Source organism: Shewanella sediminis HAW-EB3, from assembly GCF_000018025.1.
Taxonomy (GTDB): domain Bacteria; phylum Pseudomonadota; class Gammaproteobacteria; order Enterobacterales; family Shewanellaceae; genus Shewanella; species Shewanella sediminis.
On record NC_009831.1, the window covers coordinates 2,521,214 to 2,546,973 of the forward strand.

The 25,760-nt window shown below is 46.8% G+C and carries 25 protein-coding genes and 1 riboswitch; of the genes, 21 read left to right on the forward strand and 4 right to left on the reverse strand.

Annotated elements, in window-relative coordinates; genetic code table 11:
• Nucleotides 1-146 precede the first annotated feature (146 nt).
• The 18 genes from SSED_RS10840 (at nucleotide 147) to SSED_RS10925 (ending at nucleotide 17,542) form a co-directional block, all read left to right on the forward strand.
• Entirely contained in the window at nucleotides 147-1,262 is a 1,116-nt protein-coding gene (locus tag SSED_RS10840) for a cobalt-precorrin-5B (C(1))-methyltransferase (protein WP_012142424.1), read from the forward strand.
• Complete coding sequence (locus tag SSED_RS10845; protein WP_012142425.1) at nucleotides 1,262-1,918, forward strand: precorrin-8X methylmutase; 657 nt, start codon at nucleotides 1,262-1,264, stop codon at nucleotides 1,916-1,918. Before SSED_RS10840 ends, SSED_RS10845 begins: the two co-directional genes overlap by 1 nt.
• The gene (locus SSED_RS10850; RefSeq protein ID WP_012142426.1) at nucleotides 1,915-3,171 is read left to right on the forward strand and encodes a bifunctional cobalt-precorrin-7 (C(5))-methyltransferase/cobalt-precorrin-6B (C(15))-methyltransferase; all 1,257 of its coding nucleotides are present in this window, start codon (nucleotides 1,915-1,917) and stop codon (nucleotides 3,169-3,171) included. The genes SSED_RS10845 and SSED_RS10850 overlap by 4 nt, the downstream gene beginning before the upstream one ends.
• Nucleotides 3,168-3,926: a precorrin-2 C(20)-methyltransferase gene (cobI, locus tag SSED_RS10855; protein WP_012142427.1), complete on the forward strand. Its 759-nt coding sequence runs from the start codon at nucleotides 3,168-3,170 to the stop codon at nucleotides 3,924-3,926. The genes SSED_RS10850 and cobI overlap by 4 nt, the downstream gene beginning before the upstream one ends.
• Entirely contained in the window at nucleotides 3,926-5,452 is a 1,527-nt protein-coding gene (locus SSED_RS10860; RefSeq protein WP_012142428.1) for a cobalamin biosynthesis protein, read from the forward strand. Before cobI ends, SSED_RS10860 begins: the two co-directional genes overlap by 1 nt.
• Nucleotides 5,453-5,562: 110 nt before the next feature.
• Nucleotides 5,563-6,378, forward strand: coding sequence for a sirohydrochlorin cobaltochelatase (locus SSED_RS10865; RefSeq protein ID WP_012142429.1), 816 nt, complete (start codon nucleotides 5,563-5,565; stop codon nucleotides 6,376-6,378).
• On the forward strand, nucleotides 6,375-7,238 hold the full coding sequence (gene cobJ / locus SSED_RS10870; RefSeq protein ID WP_012142430.1) for a precorrin-3B C(17)-methyltransferase: 864 nt from the start codon (nucleotides 6,375-6,377) through the stop codon (nucleotides 7,236-7,238). Before SSED_RS10865 ends, cobJ begins: the two co-directional genes overlap by 4 nt.
• The gene (cobM, locus tag SSED_RS10875; RefSeq protein WP_012142431.1) at nucleotides 7,235-8,008 is read left to right on the forward strand and encodes a precorrin-4 C(11)-methyltransferase; all 774 of its coding nucleotides are present in this window, start codon (nucleotides 7,235-7,237) and stop codon (nucleotides 8,006-8,008) included. The genes cobJ and cobM overlap by 4 nt, the downstream gene beginning before the upstream one ends.
• On the forward strand, nucleotides 8,005-9,372 hold the full coding sequence (gene cobA / locus SSED_RS23635; RefSeq protein WP_012142432.1) for a uroporphyrinogen-III C-methyltransferase: 1,368 nt from the start codon (nucleotides 8,005-8,007) through the stop codon (nucleotides 9,370-9,372). The genes cobM and cobA overlap by 4 nt, the downstream gene beginning before the upstream one ends.
• Nucleotides 9,362-10,267 carry an adenosylcobinamide-phosphate synthase CbiB gene (gene cbiB, locus SSED_RS10885; RefSeq protein ID WP_012142433.1) on the forward strand — a complete coding sequence of 302 codons (906 nt, stop codon included), beginning with the start codon at nucleotides 9,362-9,364 and terminating at the stop codon, nucleotides 10,265-10,267. Before cobA ends, cbiB begins: the two co-directional genes overlap by 11 nt.
• Nucleotides 10,264-11,382 (forward strand): threonine-phosphate decarboxylase CobD, encoded by a 1,119-nt coding sequence (gene cobD, locus SSED_RS10890; RefSeq protein WP_012142434.1) that lies wholly within the window; start codon nucleotides 10,264-10,266, stop codon nucleotides 11,380-11,382. Before cbiB ends, cobD begins: the two co-directional genes overlap by 4 nt.
• A gap of 350 nt (nucleotides 11,383-11,732) precedes the next feature.
• A complete protein-coding gene (locus tag SSED_RS10895) occupies nucleotides 11,733-12,470 on the forward strand; it encodes a LuxR C-terminal-related transcriptional regulator (RefSeq protein ID WP_012142435.1) in 738 nt (245 codons plus the stop codon).
• A 209-nt stretch (nucleotides 12,471-12,679) separates the two neighbouring features.
• Nucleotides 12,680-12,859: riboswitch (cobalamin riboswitch) on the forward strand.
• A 97-nt stretch (nucleotides 12,860-12,956) separates the two neighbouring features.
• Complete coding sequence (locus SSED_RS10900) at nucleotides 12,957-13,727, forward strand: DUF4198 domain-containing protein (protein WP_012142436.1); 771 nt, start codon at nucleotides 12,957-12,959, stop codon at nucleotides 13,725-13,727.
• 9 nt (nucleotides 13,728-13,736) lie between these two features.
• Nucleotides 13,737-14,342, forward strand: coding sequence for a cobalt transporter CbiM (cbiM, locus tag SSED_RS10905; protein WP_012142437.1), 606 nt, complete (start codon nucleotides 13,737-13,739; stop codon nucleotides 14,340-14,342).
• On the forward strand, nucleotides 14,335-14,895 hold the full coding sequence (locus tag SSED_RS10910; RefSeq protein ID WP_012142438.1) for a NikL family nickel/cobalt ECF transporter subunit: 561 nt from the start codon (nucleotides 14,335-14,337) through the stop codon (nucleotides 14,893-14,895). Before cbiM ends, SSED_RS10910 begins: the two co-directional genes overlap by 8 nt.
• Nucleotides 14,892-15,659, forward strand: a complete 768-nt coding sequence (gene cbiQ, locus SSED_RS10915) for a cobalt ECF transporter T component CbiQ (RefSeq protein ID WP_012142439.1) — start codon at nucleotides 14,892-14,894, stop codon at nucleotides 15,657-15,659. Before SSED_RS10910 ends, cbiQ begins: the two co-directional genes overlap by 4 nt.
• Nucleotides 15,660-15,705: 46 nt before the next feature.
• A complete protein-coding gene (locus SSED_RS10920; RefSeq protein ID WP_012142440.1) occupies nucleotides 15,706-16,371 on the forward strand; it encodes an energy-coupling factor ABC transporter ATP-binding protein in 666 nt (221 codons plus the stop codon).
• Nucleotides 16,372-16,645: 274 nt separating this feature from the next.
• The gene (locus tag SSED_RS10925; RefSeq protein WP_012142441.1) at nucleotides 16,646-17,542 is read left to right on the forward strand and encodes a helix-turn-helix domain-containing protein; all 897 of its coding nucleotides are present in this window, start codon (nucleotides 16,646-16,648) and stop codon (nucleotides 17,540-17,542) included.
• A 110-nt stretch (nucleotides 17,543-17,652) separates the two neighbouring features.
• Here the strand turns inward: SSED_RS10925 and SSED_RS10930 are convergent, their stop codons facing one another.
• From SSED_RS10930 to SSED_RS23640, 4 genes are all read right to left on the reverse strand, one after another.
• Nucleotides 17,653-18,582 (reverse strand): SphA family protein, encoded by a 930-nt coding sequence (locus SSED_RS10930; protein ID WP_223295975.1) that lies wholly within the window; start codon nucleotides 18,580-18,582, stop codon nucleotides 17,653-17,655.
• An 820-nt stretch (nucleotides 18,583-19,402) separates the two neighbouring features.
• A complete protein-coding gene (locus SSED_RS10935) occupies nucleotides 19,403-19,678 on the reverse strand; it encodes a VcrB family reductive dehalogenase putative membrane anchor (RefSeq protein WP_041421639.1) in 276 nt (91 codons plus the stop codon).
• Between the two features lie 12 nt (nucleotides 19,679-19,690).
• Entirely contained in the window at nucleotides 19,691-21,115 is a 1,425-nt protein-coding gene (locus SSED_RS10940; protein ID WP_012142444.1) for a reductive dehalogenase, read from the reverse strand.
• A 128-nt stretch (nucleotides 21,116-21,243) separates the two neighbouring features.
• Nucleotides 21,244-22,155 (reverse strand): LysR family transcriptional regulator, encoded by a 912-nt coding sequence (locus SSED_RS23640; protein ID WP_012142445.1) that lies wholly within the window; start codon nucleotides 22,153-22,155, stop codon nucleotides 21,244-21,246.
• 578 nt (nucleotides 22,156-22,733) lie between these two features.
• Here SSED_RS23640 and SSED_RS10950 point away from each other — a divergent pair.
• Genes SSED_RS10950 through SSED_RS10960 form a run of 3 tightly spaced genes read left to right on the forward strand, consistent with a single transcriptional unit; the run spans nucleotide 22,734 to nucleotide 25,712 of the window.
• The gene (locus SSED_RS10950; protein ID WP_012142446.1) at nucleotides 22,734-23,843 is read left to right on the forward strand and encodes a tetratricopeptide repeat protein; all 1,110 of its coding nucleotides are present in this window, start codon (nucleotides 22,734-22,736) and stop codon (nucleotides 23,841-23,843) included.
• A gap of 37 nt (nucleotides 23,844-23,880) precedes the next feature.
• Nucleotides 23,881-25,404: a 4Fe-4S dicluster domain-containing protein gene (locus SSED_RS10955; protein ID WP_012142447.1), complete on the forward strand. Its 1,524-nt coding sequence runs from the start codon at nucleotides 23,881-23,883 to the stop codon at nucleotides 25,402-25,404.
• Entirely contained in the window at nucleotides 25,404-25,712 is a 309-nt protein-coding gene (locus SSED_RS10960; RefSeq protein WP_012142448.1) for a VcrB family reductive dehalogenase putative membrane anchor, read from the forward strand. Before SSED_RS10955 ends, SSED_RS10960 begins: the two co-directional genes overlap by 1 nt.
• Nucleotides 25,713-25,760: the final 48 nt, after the last annotated feature.

Consider the following 25,760-nt stretch of genomic DNA (forward strand, 5'->3'; position numbering starts at 1 on the left):
TCTCGGTTTTGTGAATTCATTCGTGTTTTTACCTACCTGGTTTTCAGCATCTTTTATCCTTTGGGACAAATTAAGATGTGGAACATTTCAAACCTTAACACTTTAAATCTTAATATTGCTGCCGATCCCATCGGTGGAGTCATGGTGTGACGGTAACTAAAATTCGTCGTAGTCAGCATGGCAGTGAGCTTCGAAAGGGCTATACCACCGGCGCCTGCGCAACTGCTGCAGCGTTGGGAGCCTTAACGCGATTATTCGATCCCACTTCAGCTGCCGAGGTTTCTATCCTGTTACCTATTGGTGAGCGGGCTAAATTCAGGTTATTGCATCACCAGGCGGGGAAGGACTTTGCCACAGCCGGCGTGGTCAAAGATGCCGGCGACGATCCCGATTGTACCCATGGTGCAGAAATTATTGCCAGAGTCTGTGTCAGCCATAGACCCGGCGTGCGTTTCATTGCAGGGCCTGGGGTTGCAACCATCACCTTAGCGGGCCTGGAACTCGGTGTCGGAGAGCCTGCCATCAACCCAATCCCACGGCAGATGATCGAATCACACCTGATTCCCTTACTTATTCATCACGGCTTCAGTGGGGCCGACGTCACCATAAGTGTACCCGGTGGAGAAGCGCTCGCGAAACAGACAATAGGTGAGAGGCTGGGCTTGAAAGGTGGTATTTCGATTTTGGGTACCCGAGGCACGGTTCATCCCTATTCGACCTCTGCCTACGCCGCCTCGGTGCGACAGGGAGTTCAAGTTGCAGCCAATCAGAACCTGAGACATATGGTGTTAACGACAGGAAGTCGCACCGAGAAGCAGGCGATGATTATTCACTCAGAACTGCCGCAAACATCATTTATCCAGGCGGGTGATTTTATCGGCGTGGGACTGCGTGCCAGTGCCAAATATGCCATGAACCGCGTCGAGTTAGTGGTGATGATTGGCAAGCTTTGTAAATTAGCCTGCGGAACCATGATGACCCACGTCACGGGCAGGCAGGTCGATTTTGAAAGGCTGGGCGGTTTACTGACTACGCATTGTGATGACTCATCTTTATTACGGTCGGTAACGCAGGCTCGTACAGGGCGCCAGCTTCTGTCCATCGTCGAGCACCAAGAGTTCAGACAAGCTTTCCTGACAGACATCTGTCAGCAAGCCGCAATTCACAGTTTCAATTATGCCCATAAAAAATTAGCCGTATCTGTACGTCTTATAGATTTTGACGGCGCGACATTAGCTCAGGCTACACACGGAGACTACTGATGGACCCTATGAAGCAGATAACCACGAAGGGCAGAGATATCGAAGCCAGTTCATTCTCGATCATCGATGCCGAGATCGCCGACCACTACAGCGGTCATCAATTTACCTCTCAGCAATGGTCTGTGGTGCGGCGCGCCATTCATACCAGTGGAGACTTCGAGTTCGCCAAGCTGTTTCAATTCAGTGCTGACGCTATCGATTCTGCATTGCAGGCGATTAAAAATGGCTGCCCTATCGTGGCCGATGTCTCGATGATCACCGCCGGCTTGAGCGGTCGAAGAATGGATCAATTTGGTAACCAGGCCCACTGCTTTATCAGCGATGAAGATGTGGTTACCCGCGCGATAGCATCCGGTGGCACCCGAGCCGTGGAGGCCATGCGTAAGGCCAGAGATCTGGGCTTGCTCGATGGTGGGATCGTTGGCGTCGGTAATGCGCCCACTGCGCTATTTGAACTGCTCAGAATGGTCGAGGCCGGAGAGGTCAAACCCGCACTGATTATCGGTATACCGGTAGGGTTCGTGAAAGCCATCGAGTCGAAAGAGGCCCTGGTTGGACAAGACAAGGTGCCATATATTGCGTCAGTGGGACGTAAGGGGGGCAGCCCGTTAATCGTATCCAGCTTGCATGCCCTCATGGTTGAGGCGGCGAGATGACGGGCAGTATTACCTTAATTGGAATCGGCGATGATGGTTGCGTTAGTTTAACCAGTCGCGCCATTAACGCGGTAGCTCAAACAGAGTTACTGGCCGGCGCCACACGTCATCTTGAGTTCTTCCCTCAGTTCTGTGGTGAAAAATTATCGTTTGTCAGTGGCCTCAATGGATACCTTACTCAAATCGTAGAGGCGGCAAAAGATAAAGATATCTGCGTGCTAGCCTCCGGAGACCCCCTGTTTTTCGGGATAGGTAAACGGCTACTTGCCATGGTTGCAGCTGTAGATGCCGCGATAAATGTAGAGGTGATCACCTCGCCCAGCAGTGTGCAACTGGCCTGCGCCAAAGCCTTGATCCCATCGGATAACGTCAAGGTTATCTCTCTGCATGGCCGCGCTATTACGGGGATGGTAGCCCGCATGCAGCAGGGAGATCATTTTGCGCTGCTTACCGACAATGATCACAATCCAGTGGCCATAGCCAGACATCTGCTTAGCTATGATGAAACCCTCTGGCGTCTGGTTCTGTGTGAGCACCTGGGAGGCAGTAAAGAGCGTATCAGGGAGTTCACTGTCCAGGAGTTAGCCGCGACATCTACAGATGATATTGAGTCTCTCAACGTATTACTCCTGCAGCGTCAGGGGCAAGCGTATTGGGGGGGCTTGGCAACGCATTGCCCGGATAGTGCTTATCAGGTGCTTACCCCATTAAATGGTTTGATAACTAAGGCAATTACTCGTGCGCTAGTTGTGGCGCGTTTAGGGTTAACCCCCTGCAGCGTTGTCTGGGATATAGGTTCAGGCTCAGGCTCCATCGCCATAGAAGCAGCGAAGCAGGCCTGGAATGGCCATGTCTATGCCCTGGAATGTAACCCCCAATGTTTCGACGTGATCGGGCAAAACCAGAAGCGTCACAGAGTCGATAATCTCACACTAGTTAAGAGTAAGGCGCCTTTAGGGTTAGATGAATTACCCGCCCCAGATGCCGTATTTGTCGGCGGCAGTCGCGGGCAGATTGACGCCATAGTCGAACATGCCATGAGTCGACTGAGCATTGGCGGAAAATTGATCCTCTCTGCCATCACTTTAGACAGCGTCAGCGAGTTCTTTCAACTATGTAAATCGAAGCAATATCAGTATGAAGTCATGATGTTGCAAAGTTCAGTCTCGCAGCCATTAGCGCATTACCAGCGTTATCAGGCTGAAAATCCTATTCACCTGTTTGTGATCACTAAAGAAGGCAATAACACATGACCCAGAAAATCGGAAAACTCTATGCCATAGGTGTTGGGCCTGGCGACAGCTCATTGATGACACTTCGTTCGGTAGAGTTATTGAAAACCATCGATGTTATCGCCATTCCCGAGAAGAACCGGGGCCAGCAGGACTCATTTGCCTGGTCAATCGTACGCGGCGCCATCGATGAAGATCAAATGCAGGGACAGCGTAGCTATTTGTGGTTCCCGATGAGTAAAGACCACACGATCACCGTTCCGGCTTGGCGAGAGGGCGCGGCTACCATTGCCGAGCACCTCAAGGCGGGCAAAGATGTGGCCTTCATCACCGAGGGCGATCCATCTGTTTTTAGCACCTGGGCCTATCTGCAGGAGGAATTAAGCGAGCATTTCAAAGAACTTGAGGTTGAAATTGTTCCGGGTGTCACCTCATTAACTGCGGTACCCGCGGCGACTCAGATCCCGCTCTGTGATGGGGAAGAGCGTTTCTGTGTTGTTCCGGCGACTTATGGAGTCAGCATCCTGACTGAGCTGGTCAAAGAGTTCGATACCATTTTGCTGCTTAAATGTGGCCGCATGGTGCCGGAGCTGATCAAGGTATTGGAACCACTGGGACTGCTGGAGTGTGCAACCTATGTCTCCTATGCGACTGACCCTCGTCAGCGGGTGTTTACGGACTTGAGAGAGGTTCCCGAAGAGTTTTGCTACTTCGCCACCGTGCAGCTATCGGTTCGGGTACGTAAAGGGGTGTTACGCCACGGTGGGCTGGCCTAATGTCAGTTGCGGTACATGCCATTACTAAAAATGGCGTAGCGCTTGCCCGTCAGCTGGCTGAAGTGATGCCGGAGGTAGAGCTCTTTATCGGCGACCAATTTGCGATAGAGGACTCTGAGACCGGGTTCAGCCTGCCGTTGTCAGCTCACTTTGACCGACAATTTCACCGCTATAGCCATCATATTTGCCTGTTTAGTGTCGGTATCGCCGCCAGGAGCATTGCTCCTCGTCTGGTCGACAAACGCACCGATCCGGCCGTCGTCTGCGTCGATGAGCGGGGGCTTCACGCGGTTGCATTTTGTGGAGGCCACCGCGGCGGTGCTAACGTGCTAAGCGAGCGCGTGGCATATCTCTTAGGTGGTGAGTCGGTTGTCACAACTGCATCAGATTGTGCGCAGACCCTATCGGCAGACATGATGGGAGCGCATCTTGGTTGGACCCTGGACCCGAGTTACGAGAAATCGATTACTTCAGTCAGTGCGGCCATCGTCAACGCTAAACCCGTCCTTATCTGTCAGCTGAGCGGTGAACGCAGCTGGTGGAGGCAGGCGCGGCCTTTACCCGAGCATCTGGAACTGACCGAAGATCCGCAGCGCCTGCAACAAGAAGATGTGAAGGCTGGGATCCTTATCTCTGACAAGACTGATCTTGAGCCAAAGTTAGCCGATAGTGCCGAGCTGGCGCTGGTGGTATGGCGTCCCAGGTCGCTGTTTATCGGTATTGGCTGTGATCGCAACACCCCACAAAGCGTGATTGAACGAGGCCTGGCCAAATTTATGGCTGACAACTCGCTTGCGATCGATGCTATCGCCGAACTGGCCTCTATCGATCTGAAAGCTGATGAAGCCGGGATAATTGCAGCGGCGAATCGATTAAATCGTCCCTTCAATACCTTTAATCCACAGACACTTGAGAAGGTGGTGGGGGTTGAGACCCCGTCTGAAACTGTTAAGCGATGTATCGGTGTATCTTCGGTTGCTGAGGCGGCGTGCCTGCATGCATCCGGGCGAAGCGAGCTCTTGATCCCTAAGAGTAAGTTTAAATTCGATGGCTTCAATATGACCTTAGCCGCCTGCCGCCGTGACTTCCCGCTGTCGCAATCTCATCAAGCTGACAAGCTCCATTCCAGCCACAAACCCATGAAGGCCTGTCCTAATCGCCCCATAAAACACTATCTGTATCATCTGATTGTGTGTGAAGGGGGGCGCTGCGATGTGCCAGGCCAGACGGGGTTAGCTCATCACCTTCGTACCTTATTAAAGCAGTTTGGATTCGCGAGGGGAGCCGAACGAATAAAGGTGAGCCGTAGTCACTGTTTGGGTTGTTGTCGCAAGCTGGTTCCTATGGTGATTTATCAAGGCAAGAGTCAGACAGAGCTGAGTGTAAATCATGCCTTATGGCTGCAAAAAGTCGACAAGCTAACGGATGAACAGTGGAAAGAGGTGTTTCAGGCATTAGTCACAAACATGCCTCTAAAAACATTGTTGCCGAGCCAATACCTGAGTGAGCAAGAGGTGGCAGCATGATGCCGCTTATTTTGACGACACCACTACGAGTACTGGTGATCGGTGCAGGTAAGGCCGGGCTGATCAAAGTGCAAAGCGCACTACGTTAATGTTTAAGGATAAAGAAATAGATGAAAAGATTGCGACATTATAACAAGGGCACGGCTATAGTCTTGTGTTGCTTTGGCTCTGTCAATCAGCAGGCAAAATATGAAGCACTGCGTAAGCTGTATACGGCTCAATTTCTCGATACCGATCTGTTTATGGCGTTGAGCTCACGCAGCGTGCTAAAGAAACTGGCAAGCCCTGAACTTAAGACGCTTCCAGAGCAACTCGCCGCTCTCGACCGCGCCGGGTATCAACGCATCTGCGTAGTCTCCTGTTACCTGTTTCCGACAGAAGAGCACCAACAGGTGACTAAAACCATCGAAGGGTTTAAGGCTTTCAGTCTGTCAAAAATCGAGCACACTTCGGCAATAATCAATCAAGTCAAATACGCCAACCGGATATTAGCGGCGCTCAATGACCGATTTCCCTCCAAGGAGGACGAATACAACCTGTTTATTTACCATGGCGCGCCTAATCTGGATGCACCGGGTTATAGCAGTATCTGGTATGCCGAATCTTTATTGAAAAACTTATCTGAGCGCAATTTGACCTGCTCTCTGGAAGGGGCAAATCCCTACCCGCTGATCGCCAATACCCTCAAGGCTAAATTTACCGGTGCCGGTAAAGTCCGGCTCATTCCCCTGCTGCTGGTCTCGGGCAATCACTTCGAGAATGATGTGAAGAATATCGCCGATGATCTGCGCCAATGTACACAAGTTGAGACGGCTCAGGCCATAAGCGGAGACAGGTTCTGCCTGTTAGACCTACCGGAAGTTAAAGAGGCCCTCATAGAGCAAACCTCTGAATGTTTACTTAAATTAGGAGCCTCTCGAGCATGAGCGACAAGTTAACTATGAACGACAAGCCAATAATGAACGGCACCTTGAGTATCGTGGGTATTGGTCCCGGCAGTGAAAAATTACTGACCCCGATGGCGCGTGAAGCTATCGAGGCCGCGGACTCCGTCGTGGGTTATAAGCCCTATATCGACTCTCTGCATTTTGTGATTACCGATCAAGATATCACTGCTAACGGTATGACCAGTGAAGTGGAACGAGCAAGAGTTGCCGTGGAACAAGCATTAAGCGGACGTAAAGTTGCGGTCGTGTCATCGGGAGATGCCGGTATCTATGCCATGGGGTCTTTGGTTTATGAACTGCTTCAGCATAATGGTTGGAATGAAGGGGCTGCGTTAAAGGTTCATATGATCCCCGGTGTGACGGCGGCTACATCCTGTGCATCTTTGGTAGGCACCCCTTTAGGTCATGATAGCTGCACTATTTCACTTTCTGATCTACTGACCCCTTGGGAATTGATCGAGCGTCGGGTCGCCGCGGCCGCCGTGGCGGATTTCGCGATCACTTTTTATAACCCTCGTTCACGTCGTCGTCAGGAACACATTCGCATCGCTAGGGATATCTTACTCAAGCACCGTGATGCCGCGACGCCGGTCGCCATTGTGAAAGATGCTTATCGTGAGGAACAAACTATCACTATTTCGACACTTGGCGACTTTATAGAGTGTGAATTTGGTATGACAGCTGCGGTGATCATAGGCAACAGTCAAAGTTACCGATTTGGTGACAAGATCATCACCCCTCGCGGCTACAGCCGAAAATATGATTTCGAAAATGGATCCGTAAAACCGGGCCAGAAACGTGGCAGAAGCCTTAATACAGAAGTAGGAGAATTAGCATGACCGTATACTTTATTGGTGCAGGCCCAGGAGATCCAGATCTGATCACAGTTAAAGGGGCTAAATTAGTCGAGCGCTGTCCGGTTGTTCTTTATACGGGATCTTTGGTCCCGGCCGAGGTCGTGGCCCGTGCAAACGAAGATGCACTGGTTTTAAGCTCTGAAGCTATGGATCTCGATGAGATCGTCTCTGTATGTAAGCAGGCAGATGATAATAATCAAGATGTGGCACGAGTACAGACGGGCGATCTCTCTATCTATAGCTCCCTTGCCGAAACCACTCGCAGGCTCGATGATCTGGATATTGACTGGCAAGTCGTTCCGGGGGTCAGCAGCTTTCAGGCAAGTGCCGCTGCATTGGGCCAGGAATTAACCTTGCCAGAGGTATGCCAAACCATCATCTTGAGCCGTGCCTCCGGTCGAACGCCCGTGCCGGACAAAGAGAATCTTAAGTCATTAGCAAAACATGAAGCGACACTATGCCTATTTCTCTCTATTAGTCTTATCCGCAAAGTGGTACGTGAGCTAAAAGAGGTCTATTCAGATGATTGGCCTATCGCCGTCGTCGAGAAAGCCTCTCACCCTGAGCAGCGGATCATTCGTGGCACTTTAGATGATATTACCGAGAAAGTAGAGGCCGCGGGTATAAAAGCGACGGCCATGATCATTGTCAGTAAAGTTTTGCAAGAAAAAGACTTTAACGATTCAAAACTCTATGACAACACATTTTCTCATGGTTTTCGTCGTGCCAGAAATGTGGAGGCGAACTCATGAATCCAGGAAAAGTGTTTCTGGTTGGAGCTGGCCCGGGAGATCCCGGTCTTCTGACCTGGCGTGCGATAAAGTTGATGTCCTCCTGTGATGTGGTCTGTTATGACCTGCTTGTCAGTCCGGCTATTCTATCTTTGGTGCCAGCCGAAAAGGAGATGATGCCCGTGGGCTACCGTGGGTATTGTGGCAGCAGCATCGAGTATGGCATGCACCCGGATGTCGTTGCCGAGGCTTTGGCGGGTAAGACGGTATTGCGCCTTAAGTCCGGCGATCCCTTTATCTTCGGGCGAGCTACCGAAGAGTGTCGTAGTCTGAGTCATCACGGTATCGATTATGAGATAGTTCCCGGGATCACTTCCGCCTTGGGGGCAGCCGCCTATGCAGGGTTCCCGTTGACCAGCAATGGTATGGCATCGGATGTGACGTTCGTGAGTGGTCACAGGCCCTCTAAAACTCTGACCAGTTGGGCCTCTATGGGCAAGAGCTCCGGCACCTTAGTGCTGTATATGGGGGCTAAGAAGTTGGCTCTTCATGCGGCGAAGTTGATTGCCGAAGGACGCGATCCGGACACGCCGGTGGCGCTGGTCTCATCGGCAACCAGCTATAAACAGAAGTTACTCACCACGACCTTAGGTAAGGTCGATGAGGTGATGGATGCCGATATTCACAGCGACGGCAGTCCTGTATTGGTGATCATGGGCCAGGTGGTCGAGCTCTCATCGGAGCTGGATTGGCGCAGCAAGTTACTTTTGGCCGGGCGTTCGGTGATGGTACCAAGTCAACACGAAGAGATGGCTGAAACCTTGCGCGTTATCGGCGCCGAGGTGATAAGGGGGCCGGGAGTCGAGATGGAATGCGGCTTTAATCCCTTCGATTGGAATCGCATTATGGCATCCACGACACTCTGGCTTGCCGATGAAGATGCAGCCAAGGCTCTGATGGCCACGGCAGGGGAGCATAAGATGGATATCCGCCTCTGGCCATGGCAAATATCGGGTAAGCGATCCGCTCAGTGTTATTTGGCCCGCTACGGCATTTTTATCGATGAAAATGAAGAGGCACCTGGCTCCTCATTGTCCTTAGTATCCAGTGAACAGGATGCCGGATTATGTGGCTGTCAGCTGAACGTCACGGCGCCCAAATTTTCTATGGGGCAGCTGGATATCTGTTGGGTGGATGATAGTGCCGTCATGGAGATGATTTTAGCGCGGCCCGATCTCTTTAACTGGCGATATCTGGTGACGACAAGGCCTGAGCTTGCGCAAGTGTTGCGCCAACAAGGGATAGCGCATCATCTGGTGGCATTCGATGATATCGGCCAGCAGTTGTCTATGTTGACGGTGGAGCAGAACCGCCATGTGGCCTGATCCCCTCTATAGTGCCGGTATCGTCGCACTGGCTTTAGTGCTCGACAGAGTATTGGGTGAGATGACTCGTTTTCATCCTTTAGTTGGGCTGGGGCGTTATGCGGGATGGGTTAAGCGTACTCTCTGGCGTCCGACAAAGGTGAGGGGGGTATTGGCGGTGATATTGGTGTTATTACCGATATTACCTTTCCTCTGGGCTTCGCGTCTTTGGTGGCTCGATGCCCTTGTCCTCTATCTGGTTATCGGTGGTCGCAGCCTGTCTGAGCATGGCAATGCCGTGGGGCAGGCGCTACAACATGGCGATCTAGATTTGGCAAGGAAGAAGGTCGGTATGATTGTCAGCCGTAAGACTGAAAACTTGACCGAACAACAGGTTGTCAATGCGACCCTTGAATCGGTACTGGAAAATGGCAACGATGCACTGTTCGGCGCACTATTTTGGTTTTGTGTCGCCGGATTACCCGGTGCGCTGGTGTATCGGTTTAGTAATACCTTAGACGCCATGTGGGGTTATAAAAACCAGACCTATCTTCACTTTGGGTGGGGAGCGGCAAAATTTGACGACCTGTTAAATTATATCCCTGCACGCCTATGTGCATTGGCTTATGCACTGGGAGGTAACGTCACACTCGCACTGAGTTGCTGGCGTGAGCAGGCACCTCAATGTGCCAGTCCCAACGGTGGTGTCGTGATGGCCGCCGGAGCTGGCAGCCTGAATATTACTATGGGAGGCGCGGCCGAATATGATGGTTATCGCTGTGATAAACCTCTGCTTGGTTCAGGCAGACCGGTTCAAGCCGGCGATATTCCACGAGCGTGTCGTCTCGTATGGTTAAGTGCTGTCTATTGGCTTGCACTGTTATTGATATTGGCTTTATTTGAGAGAGTGTTATGACCTTATTGCATCATGGTGGCTGCCTTCGGGATGTGGCTGAAAAGTATGGAATCGACGAGTCAGACTGGCTGGACCTGTCTACCGGCGTGAGTCCATGGCACTACCCTGTGCCGGATGTTCCGCCGTCGTGCTGGAATCGATTACCGGAGGAGGAAGATGGCTTAATTCCGGCGGCCGACCGTTATTATGGCGGCCACAATGCCTTGCCTGTCGCCGGCTCTCAGGCGGCAATTCAGTGTCTGCCCCAAGTGCTTGCAGACATGCGCGAAGGTCCCGGCAGAGTATTGCTGCCTAAGGTGGGGTATAAGGAACATGAAAGGGCATGGCGACTGCGGGGATGGCAGATAGAATACTATGGTAATAATTGTGAGCATGGAGAATGCAAGAAGGGTCATACAGGTGAGAATGGTGGCGTTAATACTTGCGAGAGTAATGATGTGAGAGTCCCTGAATCTGACCAACGGCCAACGCCAAAGCAGATAGACCGATGTGATGTCTTGCTGGTTATTAACCCCAATAATCCGGCCGCAGGTCTAATCCCTGCAGCTCAACTCAAGGTCTGGTTAGAGGTGTTGTCGGAAAAAGGTGGCTTTCTGGTTGTCGATGAGGCGTTTATGGATATGACACCAGACGCAAGCCTGAACTCAGTCGTTAGCCCAAATTTGGTCATCTTGCGATCGATAGGAAAGTTTTTTGGCCTGGCGGGAATCAGAGCTGGATTCGTCTTTGCATCACAGAGGGTGAGGCTAGCCATGCTGGAACGATTAGGTCCCTGGTGCCTCAATGGCCCCGCCAGATTTGTCTGTACCCGGGCTTTTACCGATATAGAGTGGCAGCAGATGCAGATTAATCGGCTAAACCAATCGAGTGAGCGTTTGTGTCAGTTGTTATCAAGTCTAGAGGCGCCGGTTGTCGGTACTTCGCTATTTCAATGCGTCCATCTGTCGAAGGCGCCTCTGTGGCACGAACGACTGTGTCAACATGGGATATTGACGCGGTTAACCGATGAGCGCGATGCCCTACGCTTTGGTCTTCCTGCAGATGAAAAACAGTGGGTCAGGCTAACCGATGTTTTGCAAACAGTTTTAGCTGAAATCAAGTTTGAACAGGCATAATATTCATAGCTGCCTCTAACTATATCCCCGATAAAAGCACGCCAGCCCCAACTCTATGCCTGTCGGGGGCTGGCGAAGATAAATATGACGCCATGAGTCACAAAATGCACAGTGATGAGTATGATCTCTAACACGAGTGCTTTATATTATTAATAACTGTTTTACGAGAGTTCACATCTGTATAACTGAGGTCATAATCGTGTACGGTTAAGGCCGTTAAAACGGATCTATTCGAGCTTTCGACTATCTTGTGACAATAAATGGTTACTCTCGATATGTTTGGCAATCCCGCCTGGGGCATGAAGTTTTACATTATGTCTAATCTTCCGGGTATTTTAAGGAGATAACTCTTGAATAAACTTGATGATCATTGCCGGGAAGATATTGCCGACAGGTTAACGCTTTTTTGTCAGAAATATCACATATCAGATATCGCCTATTGTATCGATTTGGTTGACCATAAACCCCGATTTTCGCATTACAGCTCTAAAACCATTGTTCATCAAAAAGTCGCCGGCAGAAAACACATCTATGCAAGCTCCGCTAATGCGCTGAGTTACTGGCGCTGTTGGGGAAATCGTTGGATCGTAAAAGACAAAAATTTTGAACAAGTGTTAGAAAATGATTGTCACCTTTGGGAATATGATTGTGACATCAAGGGCAAGCCATCTCCGCTGATCGATATGATTAAGTTTGGCTACCAGCATAGATTGACCTTTACGGTCCCTTGTCCATTTTCACCTGAAATGATCGGGCGCTTTTCACTGTTACTCGACAGCGACATGATAAAGGATGAATTACTGAACAACCACTCGAGTCTGGTGGAGGAGTTGGAATACCTGCATATGAAAATCGCGAGTGTTCATGGAAGAGAGATCAACCCTCTGGTTGATTTTAATATCGTGAAACCCGTATCCAGAAATATCCTTTCACTACTCTCAAATGGATATAGCAGAGCCGAAATTGCCGAATCATGCCATCTTACCGAGCGTGGCATCGACTATCATATCGATGTGTTAAAAGAGACTCTCGCGGCAAGAAATATGGCCCACCTGATAAAACTGGCTAATACCAGCTATCTTATCTGAATGACCTTCCATACTGTTAAAGTCTGAATAAGGCTAACAGTTCGTTCCGGGATCAGATGATAGTACTTATCCCTTTACCAGTGATACAGCTCTCACTTTATACTTGGCGCAAAATTTACTGTGAAAACTCACAGTGAAGGAGAAATGCATCTGCCATAAAATGATCCCATTGAGGAGCCGTAAGGCTTATACCATTGTCAGATAACTGTTTTTACTCTTTGAAAGAGGGCTATCTGGTGAACTTGGTATTGGGGGAACCGGATGAAATTTTCGGACTGTACCCGCAACTGTAACTGAGGAGCAAACCGCATAACCACTGGCTCAGGCTGGGAAGGTGTGGTGAGCGATGATCCAGAAGTCAGGAAACCCACCTTAATGTCAACACTGGAATCTGGGCGGGAGCACTCAGTCGGCAGCTAACATTCAATCGATGAATGTTCAGGTTAGATTTCAGATTTTTTTAGATTAACGTTATGGTTATCATTGATGAAATCAACCTTGTCCTTAAGCTTCATTCTTATCAGTATTTACCTCTATTCGTGTAATGTATCAGCACATTTCCTGGCTTTGTTCCCGGAAAAACAGGTGATTGATGCAGGAGACTCGCGTCAGCTTCACTTTCCCATTCATTTTACTCACCCATCGACCCTAGGACCCACCATGTCGATAGCACGTCCGGTATCGACGGGTTATATGGTTAATGAGACTCGTGTGGATCTCTCCGAACGCCTCAAAGCCATTACCTATGGGGGGGAAACGAGTTGGCAATTAAATATGAAGCTTCAGAGGCCAGGAACATACACCTTCTTTACCAATCAGTCGCCCTATCTGGATAAGACTGAAGGGGTGGTGATCACCCTATTCGCCAAAGTTATTGTCGATGCATTTGCGGCGCTGGGCGAGTGGCAGCATAGGTTAGGCACACCGGTTGAGATCATTCCCCTGACGCGTCCGTTTGCATTGTGGACCAATAGTGTATTCACGGGGCGGGTATTGACTGAAGGTCGACCGGCAGCAAATGTCTCGGTTGAAGTGGAATATTACAATGACTCCGGCGTGACATTACCTTCCGATGCATGGGCATCGATAGAGGTTCGTACCAATGCCGCAGGAGAGTTTTCCGTCTCCTTACCTCGTGAAGGCTGGTGGGGGATTGCAGCTCTTGTATCCGATGAAGAGCCATTTACGCTGGAAGGTAAACAATATCAGCACGAGCAGGCAGGCGTCATTTGGTTGCAAGTTCGGGATATGAAATAAGGAAACAAGATGCATATAGCTGACGGAGTATTAGCAACGCCGGTATTAGTGGCCGGAATCGCCATGACCTTAGCCGGAACGACACTGGGGTTAAAAAAACTCGATGATGACAAAATTCCTTTTGCGGCCGTACTCTCGGCTTGCTTCTTTGTCGCATCACTTATTCATTTGCCCCTTGGGCCTTCGAGTGTGCACTTGATATTCAATGGGTTAATCGGACTGTTATTAGGCTGGCTGGCTTTTCCTGTCATGCTGATCGCCCTGATACTGCAGGCGATGTTTTTCGGTTTTGGAGGCATTGTCGTACTTGGGGTTAATTGCCTGAATATCGCCTTGCCGGCGGTAATGGTTGGTGCTCTGTTAAGGCCAATGAGACATCATATCCCTGCTCAGTTACTGGGTTTTTTGGCCGGTAGTGGGGCGGTATTATTAACCGGCATTATGGTGTCGTCATCTCTTTATCTCTCTGGAGAGGCATTTAGTAAAACGGCAAACGTCGTATTTTGGGGCAATCTTCCACTGTCTTTACTGGAAGGCGTGATATCCGGTTTTATTATCGTACTCATTAATCAGGTTAAGCCTGAAATTCTCAAGGGAGTCCACTCCAATGTATAAACATATTTGCTTAACTTTTATCCTCTCTTGCTGTCTGGTTAATACGGCGCAGGCGCATCGTACTAAGGTCTTTGCCTGGGTGGATGGCACAAACGTCGTCGGGGAAGTCTACTTCGGTGGGGGGGATCGGGCCAAGGGATCAAAGGTTGAATTATTGGTGGGCGAACAGCTTGTGGAGAGCACAAATGCAGACGAACAGGGCGAATTCAGATTCGAAAGACCTCAGCCCGGCGATTATCAACTCAAAGCTAATGCCGGACAGGGTCATGTCGCGACTTTCGTCATTAGCGCGGATGAGTTTCTAGGTTTAAGTGGGTCTGCGGCCGGAACTATTGAGACGCAAGAGGTGGAGCTGGAAGATGAGGCAGGGTATAAGAATCGTGAAACTTGTACTGCGTTAGATGAAGCCGCATTAGTTAAAGTCATTCAGCCGCTTCGTAATCAGTTGGATCAATATGAAGCTAATATTCGCTGGCACGATATTTTGGGCGGTATTGGCTATATCTTAGGGGTGTTTGGGCTCTGGTCGCTGATGAGAGCCAGACGCGGATGATTGAGACCCTGCTAGCCCCTCAAATTACCGGTGAGAAGTCTATACCAATCCCCCCGAAGCTTAGGGTCGTGCTGATCGTATGCCTGGCAATGGCAACGGTGTTGACCTCATGCTGGCTAACCTTATGGTTATTCATGGCATTGGTGGTTTACCTGTGGCGGCGTAGTGACTTGAGTGCGAAACAAACGATTAAACGCTTGTTGGCAATGGACTGCTTGATATTATTCACTGTTGCCTTAATCCCTTTCAGTGTGCCGGGGGAGCCTCTCTTTAGTATCTTGAGTTTTACGGCGACTAAGGAAGGTGGGCTGATGGCTATGATGATCTTATTAAAAGCCAACATTGTAATGGTAACTGTCATGGCGCTCTGTGAAGGAGTCGATGCTCTCACTTTAGGCAAGGCATTGGTGGAACTGGGAGTGTCGAGACGTTTCGCGCTCTTGATGCAATTTACCGTTCGGTATATCGGGCTTTTGTATCTGGAGTTTCATCGATTACGCCAATCAATGAGGGTCCGTGGGTTTAAGGCCAGAAATTCCATGCATACCTGGCGCAGCTATGGTTATCTGTTCGGTATGCTGCTGGTGCGATCCTTCGACAGAGCCGATAGAATTTCACAGGCGATGAAGTGCAGAGGGTTTCGGGGGCATTTTCTCTCTCATGAGCGCTTACCGGTAACCAAACGTGAGTATGCTCACTTTGCCGCATACCTCTCCCTTATCAGTTTAATCTTTTGCACCTCACTTAGCTCTTTTAACGTATAAAGTGACTTGTTTTAATATAAAATCAGTCACTTAAAATAAGGTATCTATGTCGTCATCAACACCTCTTATCGCGCTTAAGGGCGTCAGTTTCCAACACGCGGATGAAAGTGTTACTGCCAACAAGCTGGATTTTGAGCTCTACAGTGGCCAGAGTGTGGCGATATCGGGAATAAATGGTAGCGGAAAAAGTACCTTACTCTCCCTTATTATGGGGCTGAGAAGCGTCAGTTCAGGTGAAGTGTACCTGTTTGGCCACTCTTGCCGTACAGAGGCTGATTTCAGTCGCTTCAGAACCCGTATCGGTATGGTCTTTCAAGATCCTGACGATCAGCTTTTTTGTCCGACCGTAATTGAAGATGTTTGCTTTGGCCCGCTCAATCAGGGGTTAACGCGAACGGATGCAATAGTTAGAGCCAGAAAAATACTTAAGCAGCTTAATGTTAGCCATCTTGAGAACAAAATTACTTATCAATTGTCCGGTGGCCAGAAAAGGGTAGTGGCGTTGGCAAGTGTCCTCGCGATGAAACCTGAGATATTGTTGTTAGACGAGCCGACAAACGATTTAGACCCGGAAAATACACGGCGGCTGATTGATATTTTAAGGGAGCTGTCGCTGCCTATGATTTTGATCTGCCATGATGCCAATATTTGTGCGCAACTGGTAAATAAAGAGTACCAGTTAACTCAGGGGACCATGGTTGCCTTGCCTTAGCGGGGTTGTTCAAAGGTATAAAACGCAGTTGATTATAAGGAACTCAATTTTAAACTTCGGCTTTATGTGAACTCAAATTAACATGCCCCCTTCAAAAGTGTTAAAATATTAACATTCGTCTAAACGTCGATATATCGCAATCGCTTTCATCTCAACTCATTATTTGTTATGGATTTTGAGTTTTAAGCATTTGTCTGGTGATGATAGTTTTATTCTGATTTATTTTATACAGATGTTTAAATCAGCAGCTGATTGATACATAAATGGGGAGCTTATGAAGGGTGAAATAGTTAATGTTGATTTCGTTAACTCTTTTAGTCATGGAGAGTTTGTTGTAACCACGATATCTGACTTCTTCGAAAATGAGTCTCTGTATAATGTACAACCTTACATTCCTCACAGACTCACTTTTTTTGCTATTGTCTTTTTCACCGGTGGAAAAGGTAGCCACAGTATTGATTTTACAGATTTTAAATATGAAGGCGCTTCATTATTCTTTATCTGTAAAGGTCAGTTACATGCCTTTGAAAAAAATGAAGCTGCTCAAGGTTATGTTGTCTACTTTACTGAAGAATTTATCAACAAAAATATCAAAGGGTTGAGTGATAAGCTTTACTATAAAATGTTTAACTATGCGCTGAACTCTCCTCAGTTACCCATATCTGAACTGGATAATGCCAGAAAAGATGCGACTTCACTGTTTGATATCATGTATCACGAATATAGTCGGCCAGATGATATTTGTCAGGAGGAGATTATTCGTGGCTTACTCGGTGTTTTATTGAGTTTTGTTGAACGTATACAAACGAAGAACAATATGTTTTTGACAGATCATCAGGGACATGCTTTGTTTTTAAAACTACAAAAAATGATTGATGAAAAACTTTTTGAGTCGCGAACGTCACATTTTTATTGTGAAAATTTAAACGTCAGCTATCGAAAGTTAAATGCTGTCTGTAAAGAGTTTACCGATATGACGGTGAGGCAGTTTATAGATGAGCGTTTAGTACTGGAAATAAAGCGATATTTAGCGCACTGTGACTTCAGTATCAAAGAGATCTGTTATAAAACCGGATTTGATGAACCCACAAATATGACAAAGTTTTTTAAATGTCACACCGGGATGTCACCTAAAGAGTTTCGATTAACGGTCTCGCATAAACATAGTTAAAACACCTTAAATGATATTCTCAACTCCGTTTAGAGAGTGAGTAAACGGCGTATTGACGAGTGTAGAAGATGAAGGCAACGGTGATGACGTTGCCTTGTTGGTATGTTGAATTAGAAAGATTTTGTCAGTGTAAATACCACCGATGACCCTTCGGTCATGTTCTTTGCACCAAATTCATTGGTGTAACGAATATTGCCTTGTAACAGCCAAGGTAAATACATTACGTTCAGCTCACCACCAATGCCATACCCCTCTTTTCTTTCATCAGCCACGGTGCCATGACCATCTTGACTGTCGTCACTGATCTGCCATGTCGCGCAATAACTGATACCGGGACGGATAAGCCAGGTATGATCGAGCATAAATTGTTTGCCTATACCACCTTCAATAGTGAATTCAGAACCAGGACGAACATCTGTTTCATCCTGCTCTCCATTGATTATGGTGCGGGTCAGGCCGCTGACTGACCAGGATTTCTCTGAGTCCAGATAGTAGGTGCCACCCAGAGTCATCATTCCTGACCAATAGCCCTTGCCCGGAGATGCAGCATCTGTTGAGTCGTAATCACCCGTCGGGGCGATAAGTGCCAGTCCAAGTGCCGCCTCATAGTTTTCCTGATACCAAAACAGGGCTAACGGCTCTAACACTATGTCGCCAACAGAGAACGAACTGGAGTCGTTAACGCCGATAGGCGCTATTGATATATCTGTTTTGACCATAGGAACCAGAACGTTGTAGGCCCAGTTAGCCCCAAAGATTTTCTTTTCTGTTACGTGTACGATTCTGTGTACTTGTGAAAACACATCTAAATCGACATCTAAACCAGAATCATCACCGCGATCATCATTGATGGTATCGGCATTGTACCAAGTGTTGTACATGCGATAATGCATGCCCGGTGGTGGCGGTGTACCAGCCATTACACCTTCGCCTCCCATTGGATAATGTGAGCCTGATGTCGCTGCAACAGCAGAACAGGTATTTAAAATAAGGCCTGTCATGCCAGCTAGATAAATTAGTTTAGTTGTTAACGTTTTCAATTTTTATCTCCAAAATATACTTTTGTTTATATTGTTATGTTTTAAATGTGTCAGCTATTATCAATCGTGCAATTCAGCTTGGTTGTTTGAATTGCCAATTAAAATTTGCGCTTCAGATTTTATATGTTCAGGCGGTGACTCCAGGTGTTATGTGCCCTTGGTTATATGTTGTAACAGTACTGTTGTAATTGTTCGCGGTCAAATTACCAAAATATAATATACCCTTATTAAGTTGGGGGGTGGTAGGCTGTTTGTTGTTTTTTATTTGGGTGTAGATATTTGTAGTTTTGTTTTGCTTGCTTGCGCACTGTATTTTAACGAGGTCTGTCACATAGTGTTTGAAATTGTGAGGGTGACGTCATTTGTTTTTGTTGGTGTTATTCTAAAAGATGATAAAGTCATTTCTATAAAGAGTAGTAATAAGTTTTGTTTAATTTGTTTAACTGTTTCGTTCTATCCACTATCGTAAATGTCTAATGCTGGATTGCTGTTTGAAAGTATCTTTTACAAGGGTAATGTTGTTCGCAGGAAAGATAATTAAGTGGTAGGTTTCTCAGCGGACTGTGGATATATGACATGTGGATGTATGATCTGTTGGGTTATTAAGTCGGGAGATAAGGTGGAAATATATAATGGAAGGCTAGTTCTAATAAAGGTGAGGCTGTGCTTAAAGTAAAATGTCAAAGCGAAAATTCATTGTGTATTCAATTTTTAATTGACACAAAATATCCCTTTTACGGAGGAGTGCGGGAATAGATATATTTCCCGTATCGTTAAGCTCTCCGGTGATAGCCGAAGAGCTGAGCAAGGAGAGAAAGATTTATTTACTTTCTGGCTGAATGAACTTTCTCCAGGTAAAGAGAGCCAAAATTAGGGCTGGCAGACCGAAGTTAAGCAGACCCATAGCACCAGATTGAGGTTCGCCCTCGGCAAAGGATCCCCAGGACCAACCGATACAAATCCATGCAAATGCAAACGCGGAGAATAGGCCCAAATTGGCTTTCCAGTTTAATTTATAGCGACGTTGAAGGTACACGTAACCCCAAATAGCGCCGGTAGTTACCATTCCTAACAGATACCACATCAATCCCATCATTAACAATTTCCTCTAAGTAAAGTCGCCACTAAAACCACTACGCCAGAATTTTTCAACCGCTTTATCATCATTGGTATTACCATAACCAAACAGAATATCGGCTTGCTTCATCATGGTGTGGACCGGACCCGCTGTGAAGGTATTGGAAGCATCAATGAGTCTATGGTGCCAGAAATCAGGTTTATTCCATGGACATGAAGCAATGCACGCTCCGCAATCCCCTCCATTGTCACACCAGAACTTGAAGCATTTCTTGGCGTCATTATGGAATTTGCGCATGCCTGGTTGACCTTGCCAGTTGTAATCAGGGTCATCATTGCCGGCAAATGTTGAACTCATTGAAGGTTTATCATCCATACTTATGGCATTACCCGGGCATGATTCGGCGCATCTCTTGCAGTTTTCGCAAAAGGTTAGAATGCCGAAGTCCCTTGGTTTGTCGTAGGCCGCATCATCGAGTTCAAGATTGGTATAAACTTTCGAAATTCGTACTCTGGGTCCAAGGTTAGGTGCAATAAGCGCGCCATTTCGGGCGCCTTCACCCAATCCTGCTGCAATAGCATAAGAGACCGAGCTGCCAAGATCATTACCGGAACCGACGGCCATGTATCCAAGCTCTCTTAAAAACTTGGCCATACCGCCACCCTGAATCGTATTCTGGGTGTAACCCATAGCGGCAGTGGCAGATGCTGGGATCATAGGTGCCGTTGCCATTGCATCGTAATCCATATCGGTCAGCATAACGATCACGCTTTTAGGTTCGAAGGGAAAATCCTCCTCCCATGTCAGTGTCTTCTCTTGTGTAAGATCATACAAGGGATCATAGTCCCAGCGTTTATCACGTTTACAAATTCCGACTCTGACCGCCCCAAATGTTTTCGCTGCCGTTTTTATTGCACTCAATATCTCAACCGAGTCTTTAAATGGGTATTTCTCTTTTTTGACTTCAGATTGATCCCAGCCAAATGTGCCTTGGTTGGGTACCCCCATCGATTCCAACGGTGCTAAGATATTCATTCCATGCCAGCAAGCTTGCTCCAGGGCATAGTCGAGTTGGGTATAGCCGACCTTATTGTTATCCGCACGTGTATGGGCCGTAGCGAATTGATAAATTCCTTTCTGAAAATTGAATGACTTCTCACCTGACTTAGCAGGGCCGTCAGCATCATTACTTAGGCTCAAGTTACGTTCAGGGTGTTTTTCGCCGAGTGCTTTACTGCCAGCAAAGGTCAGTAAGACGTCACGTTGATCTTTACGTTTAAAAGATGGAGAAATTTCAACTGGGTATCCATCCTGCTCGACGCCTTCGACTCTGTGTTTTATCCAGCTTCCGGCTCCGGCCACTGCGCCGACACCAGCGATAGTCCCTGCACTTAATTTTAAGAGTTGCCGCCTGTGTTGATCAATGACCTGCTCATCTTTTTCTTGTTCTTTCATTTTCACCCTTATTACGTTTCAATTTAAATCTGAAATTGCTGCTTGATCATAAATCTAATACCTAAATGGGAGTATTTGTTTGTTTGAAAAAAAGTATTCTACTTTTTGCAAGAATATAGTTTCTAAGTTTATTCAATCGACTGCTGCAATAAAATACCGATCTCTTTCTTAAAAAATTCCAGAACAACTTTTACTCTATGGGGGAGATATTCTCTGCTTGAAAATAGTGACCACATATAAACATCGGTGCCATATTCCCCATCGAATAATAACTGTAATTTCCCGGATTTAATTTGTTCGTTACACATCTCTCTCGGTACCCAGGCGATGCCTTGACCACTTATCGCAGCCGAAATGCAAAGCTCATTGCTTTCCGATTCGAGGGGGCCATCGACATTTATACAATTGGAATGATTCTCATCAGTCCATAACCAAACATGTCCGGGTTGTATTCCCTTTGATGAAAGTAAACATGGGTAATTACTCAGTTGTTTGGGATGATTCAAATCTGGATTCTTTTTTATAAATTCCGGGCTGGCAATAAACAGGCGTTTCATTGTTGATAATTTATGTCCTACCATAGTGCTATCCGGTGGATTGCTATGAGAGACAAAGAAGATCAAATCAGCCTGAATCTCCATTGGATTCAATCTACTTTGATAGGAGATGAATTTTAATTGTAAACCAGGGTATTGCTGATAAAACTTATTCAGCATCTCGTTACAGGTCAAGTTTATAAAATCCAGTGGTGCTGCGATGGTGACTGTACCCGATGTATTCCCTTGCAATTGACCTATGCTTAATTCGAGTGCTTCTATTTCTGTGAGAATCTTTTTGCTTCTGTGAATAAGCTCTATTCCTGCATCGGTGAGGGATAGGCTTCGCGTCGTTCGCTCAAATAAACGTGTGCCTAAGTGCTGTTCCAGTTGTGCCACATGTCGACACACCTTAGATACCGGAATGTTCAGTACTCGTGCGGCCCCGGTCAAACTTGAAAATTCGGCTACAGTATTGAATAGGGCAAGGTCTTCCGTTTTCATTTTTCCTACTTTTTATAGTTACTAAATTTGTTGATAAGGAATTTGATTAACTATTAATGATAAAGTGTTGTCAGCAAGCGTTTTGTGATTAATCAAATCATTATTAAACATGTAGTCATTATTAAATCTTTAGATAAACCGTTTAATAAATTGCCACGCGAAAGATCAATATTGATAAATCCTAATGGTTTCCCTTGTGACAAAAAAGGGTGGAATGTGTCATAAAATGGTTGTTTTAGTCCTATCGCATGCTGGCTATCACTAAAATGTGATCGAGCCCTACCAATCATTGCCATCTCTGGTAAAAATCTACCGTATTTAAGCGTATTAACATGATGATTATTTTTATCTGCTTTCTCGTATTTGTCTGTAACTGCTTAACTTTTTTGCTTTGTCGCATATCGATATTAACCATTGAAGTGTGAGCCGCTTCTCCAAATCACCAGTTTGAAGTCTTGCTTCATATTTTTGTGGTTTGGCACATATCTATCATTTTTCGACTTAATTGAACCTTTTGCCCGTTGCCACAATGGTTATTATGTTAACTATAAATTTCATTCTGTGGTAAAGGCGGATGAGTGATAGATAATAAATGGTTAGAACTGCTTGTTTTTTTACAAAAAAGAACTCATGAGTTTGAATGTAATGAATCTATTGTTGATTCACTAAATGAAAAGGTCATCTTTCTTAATAATCAGTTCGGTAATATCAATACAACAACTAATCCTCAATACATTGATTGGATTGAGCATGAAGCCTTCAGTGCAGTGCTTAATGATGTGTTTAAAGAGCAAAGGTTTACAGGGGACGAGATAAACCACTTATTTAATTCGCTTATCTCAACCAAACTTTATCAGCTTGCCTTAAGTTTGGTTATAAATAATAAACATCACATTGATGCTGCTGAATTTGACATCAAGCGGGGGATCATTCTTCAACACTTAGGCGAGAGTGAGCAAGCCGAAATAGCCTTCTATAACGCCATCAGCAATAGTCCAAAAAATTATTTGGGGCATTTTCACCTTGGCTATATTCGACTAACACAAGGTGATACTGAACAAGCGGTTAAATGCTTTACAGAATGTACCCAACTAGCGCCTGAATTTGTTGGTGGCTTCCAAAATCTAGCGGGTTGTCATTATCAGGCAAGTGAGTTCGAACAGGCCATCGATTCTTGTATTCAGGTTTACAAAATAGACCCCACACTCACCGCCTGCTATGTCACTGCCATAAGCAGCTTCTTGGCACTCAAGCAACTTGAGCGGGCGAAGGTTTGGTTAGATCGCGCCAAGAATTATCAAATAGAAAGTATCGAACTGAGTCGTTTAAGTGGTATTTGGGCACATCAAAGTCAACAGTATCCTGAGGCTATCTTGGCGCTCTGTGAATACTTAGAGGCCAGACCCGAAGATATCGATATTTTTGCGATTCGCGCTCAGGCGCTCGCTGCCGATGGCCAATGGGAACCTTTACTGACTGATCTTAAGGTTTTGCTTGAACTCGATCCTCACGACGCCTGGTCTCTGGAACATCTCTTTCTCGCTAATTTTCACACACAGCGATGGATACAAGCCGAAATGGCTATGTCTCAATTATCAAAAATCTCCCCCCAGTTTAAAGATACATACCGAAGTCAAATGGATGAGGTTAGAAAAAAACAAGCCATTGTGATGGTGGATATTCAATAAAAACAGTAAATAAAATTGTAATAGTCAGAGGTAATCAATGAAAGATGATGCACAGATCGGAGATGAGGCAACGACTAACAGTTCACGCCGAAACTTCCTTAAGTTGGGTGGAATTGCCGCAGCAACGGCCACAGTCGGCGCCGGTGCAGGTGCTGGTTTCGTACTTGGCAGAGATCCCGATGCCAATATTGGCTGGGGAAGAACGGAAGCCGGTAAGGATATGTACTTTAACCGCGAGGCATTCGAGGTTGATTTTCCGCCAACAATGGAGGTGGTAGGAAAAATTGAGCGACCAGAGTGGGGAGACTACCTGTTTAATCGTGCATTTAGTCTGGTTAAATCGATTAAAGGGGGTTGGGTACCAAGTGAAGACTGGACTCAAATTCCAGATCTCAGAGTGAGAGAATACTACGCAAAATACCCGAAGCGTTGGGAAGAGATGCTGCTGTCATTTAGCGAAAAAGTAAAACATGACAATAACATTGAAAAGCATCGCGACAGATTCGCTCTTGCCTGGGCCTATTCAGGTGCATACAGCAAAGGTTTACACGCGGACTTTCCACCTGAGCCGACTGAGCATCCCGATGTGGATGATTTCAAGTGGGTGCAGAGAGAGCCAAAGGAATTTAAGTCGCCTAAGCATGCCTCTAAGTTGATTAAACAGATGGCATTTAAGTTTGGTATGAGTCTGGTGGGTATCACTAAGCTTGATTCAAATTTTGTATTTAAAAACATGATGCGAGGCATGCCTGAATGGGGAGACGAAATCCCAAAACACTGGAAGAATGTCATCGTGTTTGGCGTGCCGATGAACTGGGATCCTATGTATGCCGCGGTTGGTTATTCAACTTCCTATGATGCATATTATCGCGCCAAGATGGCATCAGGGTTAATGGCAGCCTATTTAGGAGAGTTAGGGTATGCCGCTCGTCCACAGTTCCCCGGTAACAGTTATGAAGTGATTATGCCCCCCTTGGCCATGCTTGCAGGTCTCGGCGAGTCGACGCGCAATGGGATCTTGATGACGCCAGAAGTGGGGCCCAACATTCGCCTCGCGGCTGTGATCACTGACTTGGATCTGGAACACGATAAGCCGATAGATCTGAACATGAAACACTTCTGTGAAAGTTGCAAAATTTGCGCAGATGCATGTCCGAGCGGTTCTATCAGCAAAGCCGATAAACCCGATGATGTGGTTCGTGGTATACGGAAGTATGCATTTAACCAGGATGGTTGTTGGAGATTCTGGAATCAAGGGCCGACCCCGAGTGGTCTAGGCTGTCGAGTCTGTATCGCTGTATGTCCGTATACCCGAAAAAATAACTGGATACATGCCTTAGTTAAACAGGCAGAACCCAGAGACCCTACCGGCGTTACACGTAATGCATTATTAGCGATGCAGCATAATTTCTTCTATTACCCCGATGCAGAGTCATATCATCCGGAGTGGAGTGGTGGCAATTTTGCAAGTTACCATCAGCCACCAGAGTGGATGAGAAGTGAAGAGTATCTGAAAGTCGAGAAGACTTGGGAATATGACGGCAACTGGGAGGGTTTCTAATGTTTCCTCAATCAACGCTATTGGATCCATTGTTTTGGATGGTATTAGGTGCAATTCAGGTCTTGGTGTTTACAGGGGCTAGTCAATGGGCCAAAGAATATCAATTAGGAATGAATTGGTGGAAGTGGGCCATCGTGGGGTTCTGGTGGTTAAGTTTTATCTTGACCATTGCCGGCGCATTTACACTGCTGGGCGAAAATGAAGGAAACGCGGGTTGGTATGTGTTGGGCTTTGTCGGGACACTATTGGTGATCGGTGGCGCAGCAATACTTAAAGTGCTGGTTCTGTTAAAACCGAATTCTCAATAACGCAATATCCCCCGGTGTCAAAATCCTTGTCACCACATTGATAACCGG

Coding starts and splice junctions, on each gene's coding strand:
- SSED_RS23640 (WP_012142445.1), bottom strand. CDS start 22,155: ATGAAAACGGAAGACCTTGCCCTATTCAATACTGTAGCCGAATTTTCA.
- SSED_RS10940 (WP_012142444.1), bottom strand. CDS start 21,115: ATGAAAGAACAAGAAAAAGATGAGCAGGTCATTGATCAACACAGGCGG.
- SSED_RS10845 (WP_012142425.1), top strand. CDS start 1,262: ATGGACCCTATGAAGCAGATAACCACGAAGGGCAGAGATATCGAAGCC.
- SSED_RS10900 (WP_012142436.1), top strand. CDS start 12,957: ATGAAATCAACCTTGTCCTTAAGCTTCATTCTTATCAGTATTTACCTC.
- SSED_RS10920 (WP_012142440.1), top strand. CDS start 15,706: ATGTCGTCATCAACACCTCTTATCGCGCTTAAGGGCGTCAGTTTCCAA.
- SSED_RS10850 (WP_012142426.1), top strand. CDS start 1,915: ATGACGGGCAGTATTACCTTAATTGGAATCGGCGATGATGGTTGCGTT.
- cobM (WP_012142431.1), top strand. CDS start 7,235: ATGACCGTATACTTTATTGGTGCAGGCCCAGGAGATCCAGATCTGATC.
- cobJ (WP_012142430.1), top strand. CDS start 6,375: ATGAGCGACAAGTTAACTATGAACGACAAGCCAATAATGAACGGCACC.
- SSED_RS10865 (WP_012142429.1), top strand. CDS start 5,563: ATGAAAAGATTGCGACATTATAACAAGGGCACGGCTATAGTCTTGTGT.
- SSED_RS10935 (WP_041421639.1), bottom strand. CDS start 19,678: ATGATGGGATTGATGTGGTATCTGTTAGGAATGGTAACTACCGGCGCT.
- SSED_RS10925 (WP_012142441.1), top strand. CDS start 16,646: ATGAAGGGTGAAATAGTTAATGTTGATTTCGTTAACTCTTTTAGTCAT.
- cbiB (WP_012142433.1), top strand. CDS start 9,362: ATGTGGCCTGATCCCCTCTATAGTGCCGGTATCGTCGCACTGGCTTTA.
- cobD (WP_012142434.1), top strand. CDS start 10,264: ATGACCTTATTGCATCATGGTGGCTGCCTTCGGGATGTGGCTGAAAAG.
- cobI (WP_012142427.1), top strand. CDS start 3,168: ATGACCCAGAAAATCGGAAAACTCTATGCCATAGGTGTTGGGCCTGGC.
- cbiQ (WP_012142439.1), top strand. CDS start 14,892: ATGATTGAGACCCTGCTAGCCCCTCAAATTACCGGTGAGAAGTCTATA.
- cbiM (WP_012142437.1), top strand. CDS start 13,737: ATGCATATAGCTGACGGAGTATTAGCAACGCCGGTATTAGTGGCCGGA.
- SSED_RS10960 (WP_012142448.1), top strand. CDS start 25,404: ATGTTTCCTCAATCAACGCTATTGGATCCATTGTTTTGGATGGTATTA.
- SSED_RS10955 (WP_012142447.1), top strand. CDS start 23,881: ATGAAAGATGATGCACAGATCGGAGATGAGGCAACGACTAACAGTTCA.
- SSED_RS10910 (WP_012142438.1), top strand. CDS start 14,335: ATGTATAAACATATTTGCTTAACTTTTATCCTCTCTTGCTGTCTGGTT.
- SSED_RS10860 (WP_012142428.1), top strand. CDS start 3,926: ATGTCAGTTGCGGTACATGCCATTACTAAAAATGGCGTAGCGCTTGCC.
- cobA (WP_012142432.1), top strand. CDS start 8,005: ATGAATCCAGGAAAAGTGTTTCTGGTTGGAGCTGGCCCGGGAGATCCC.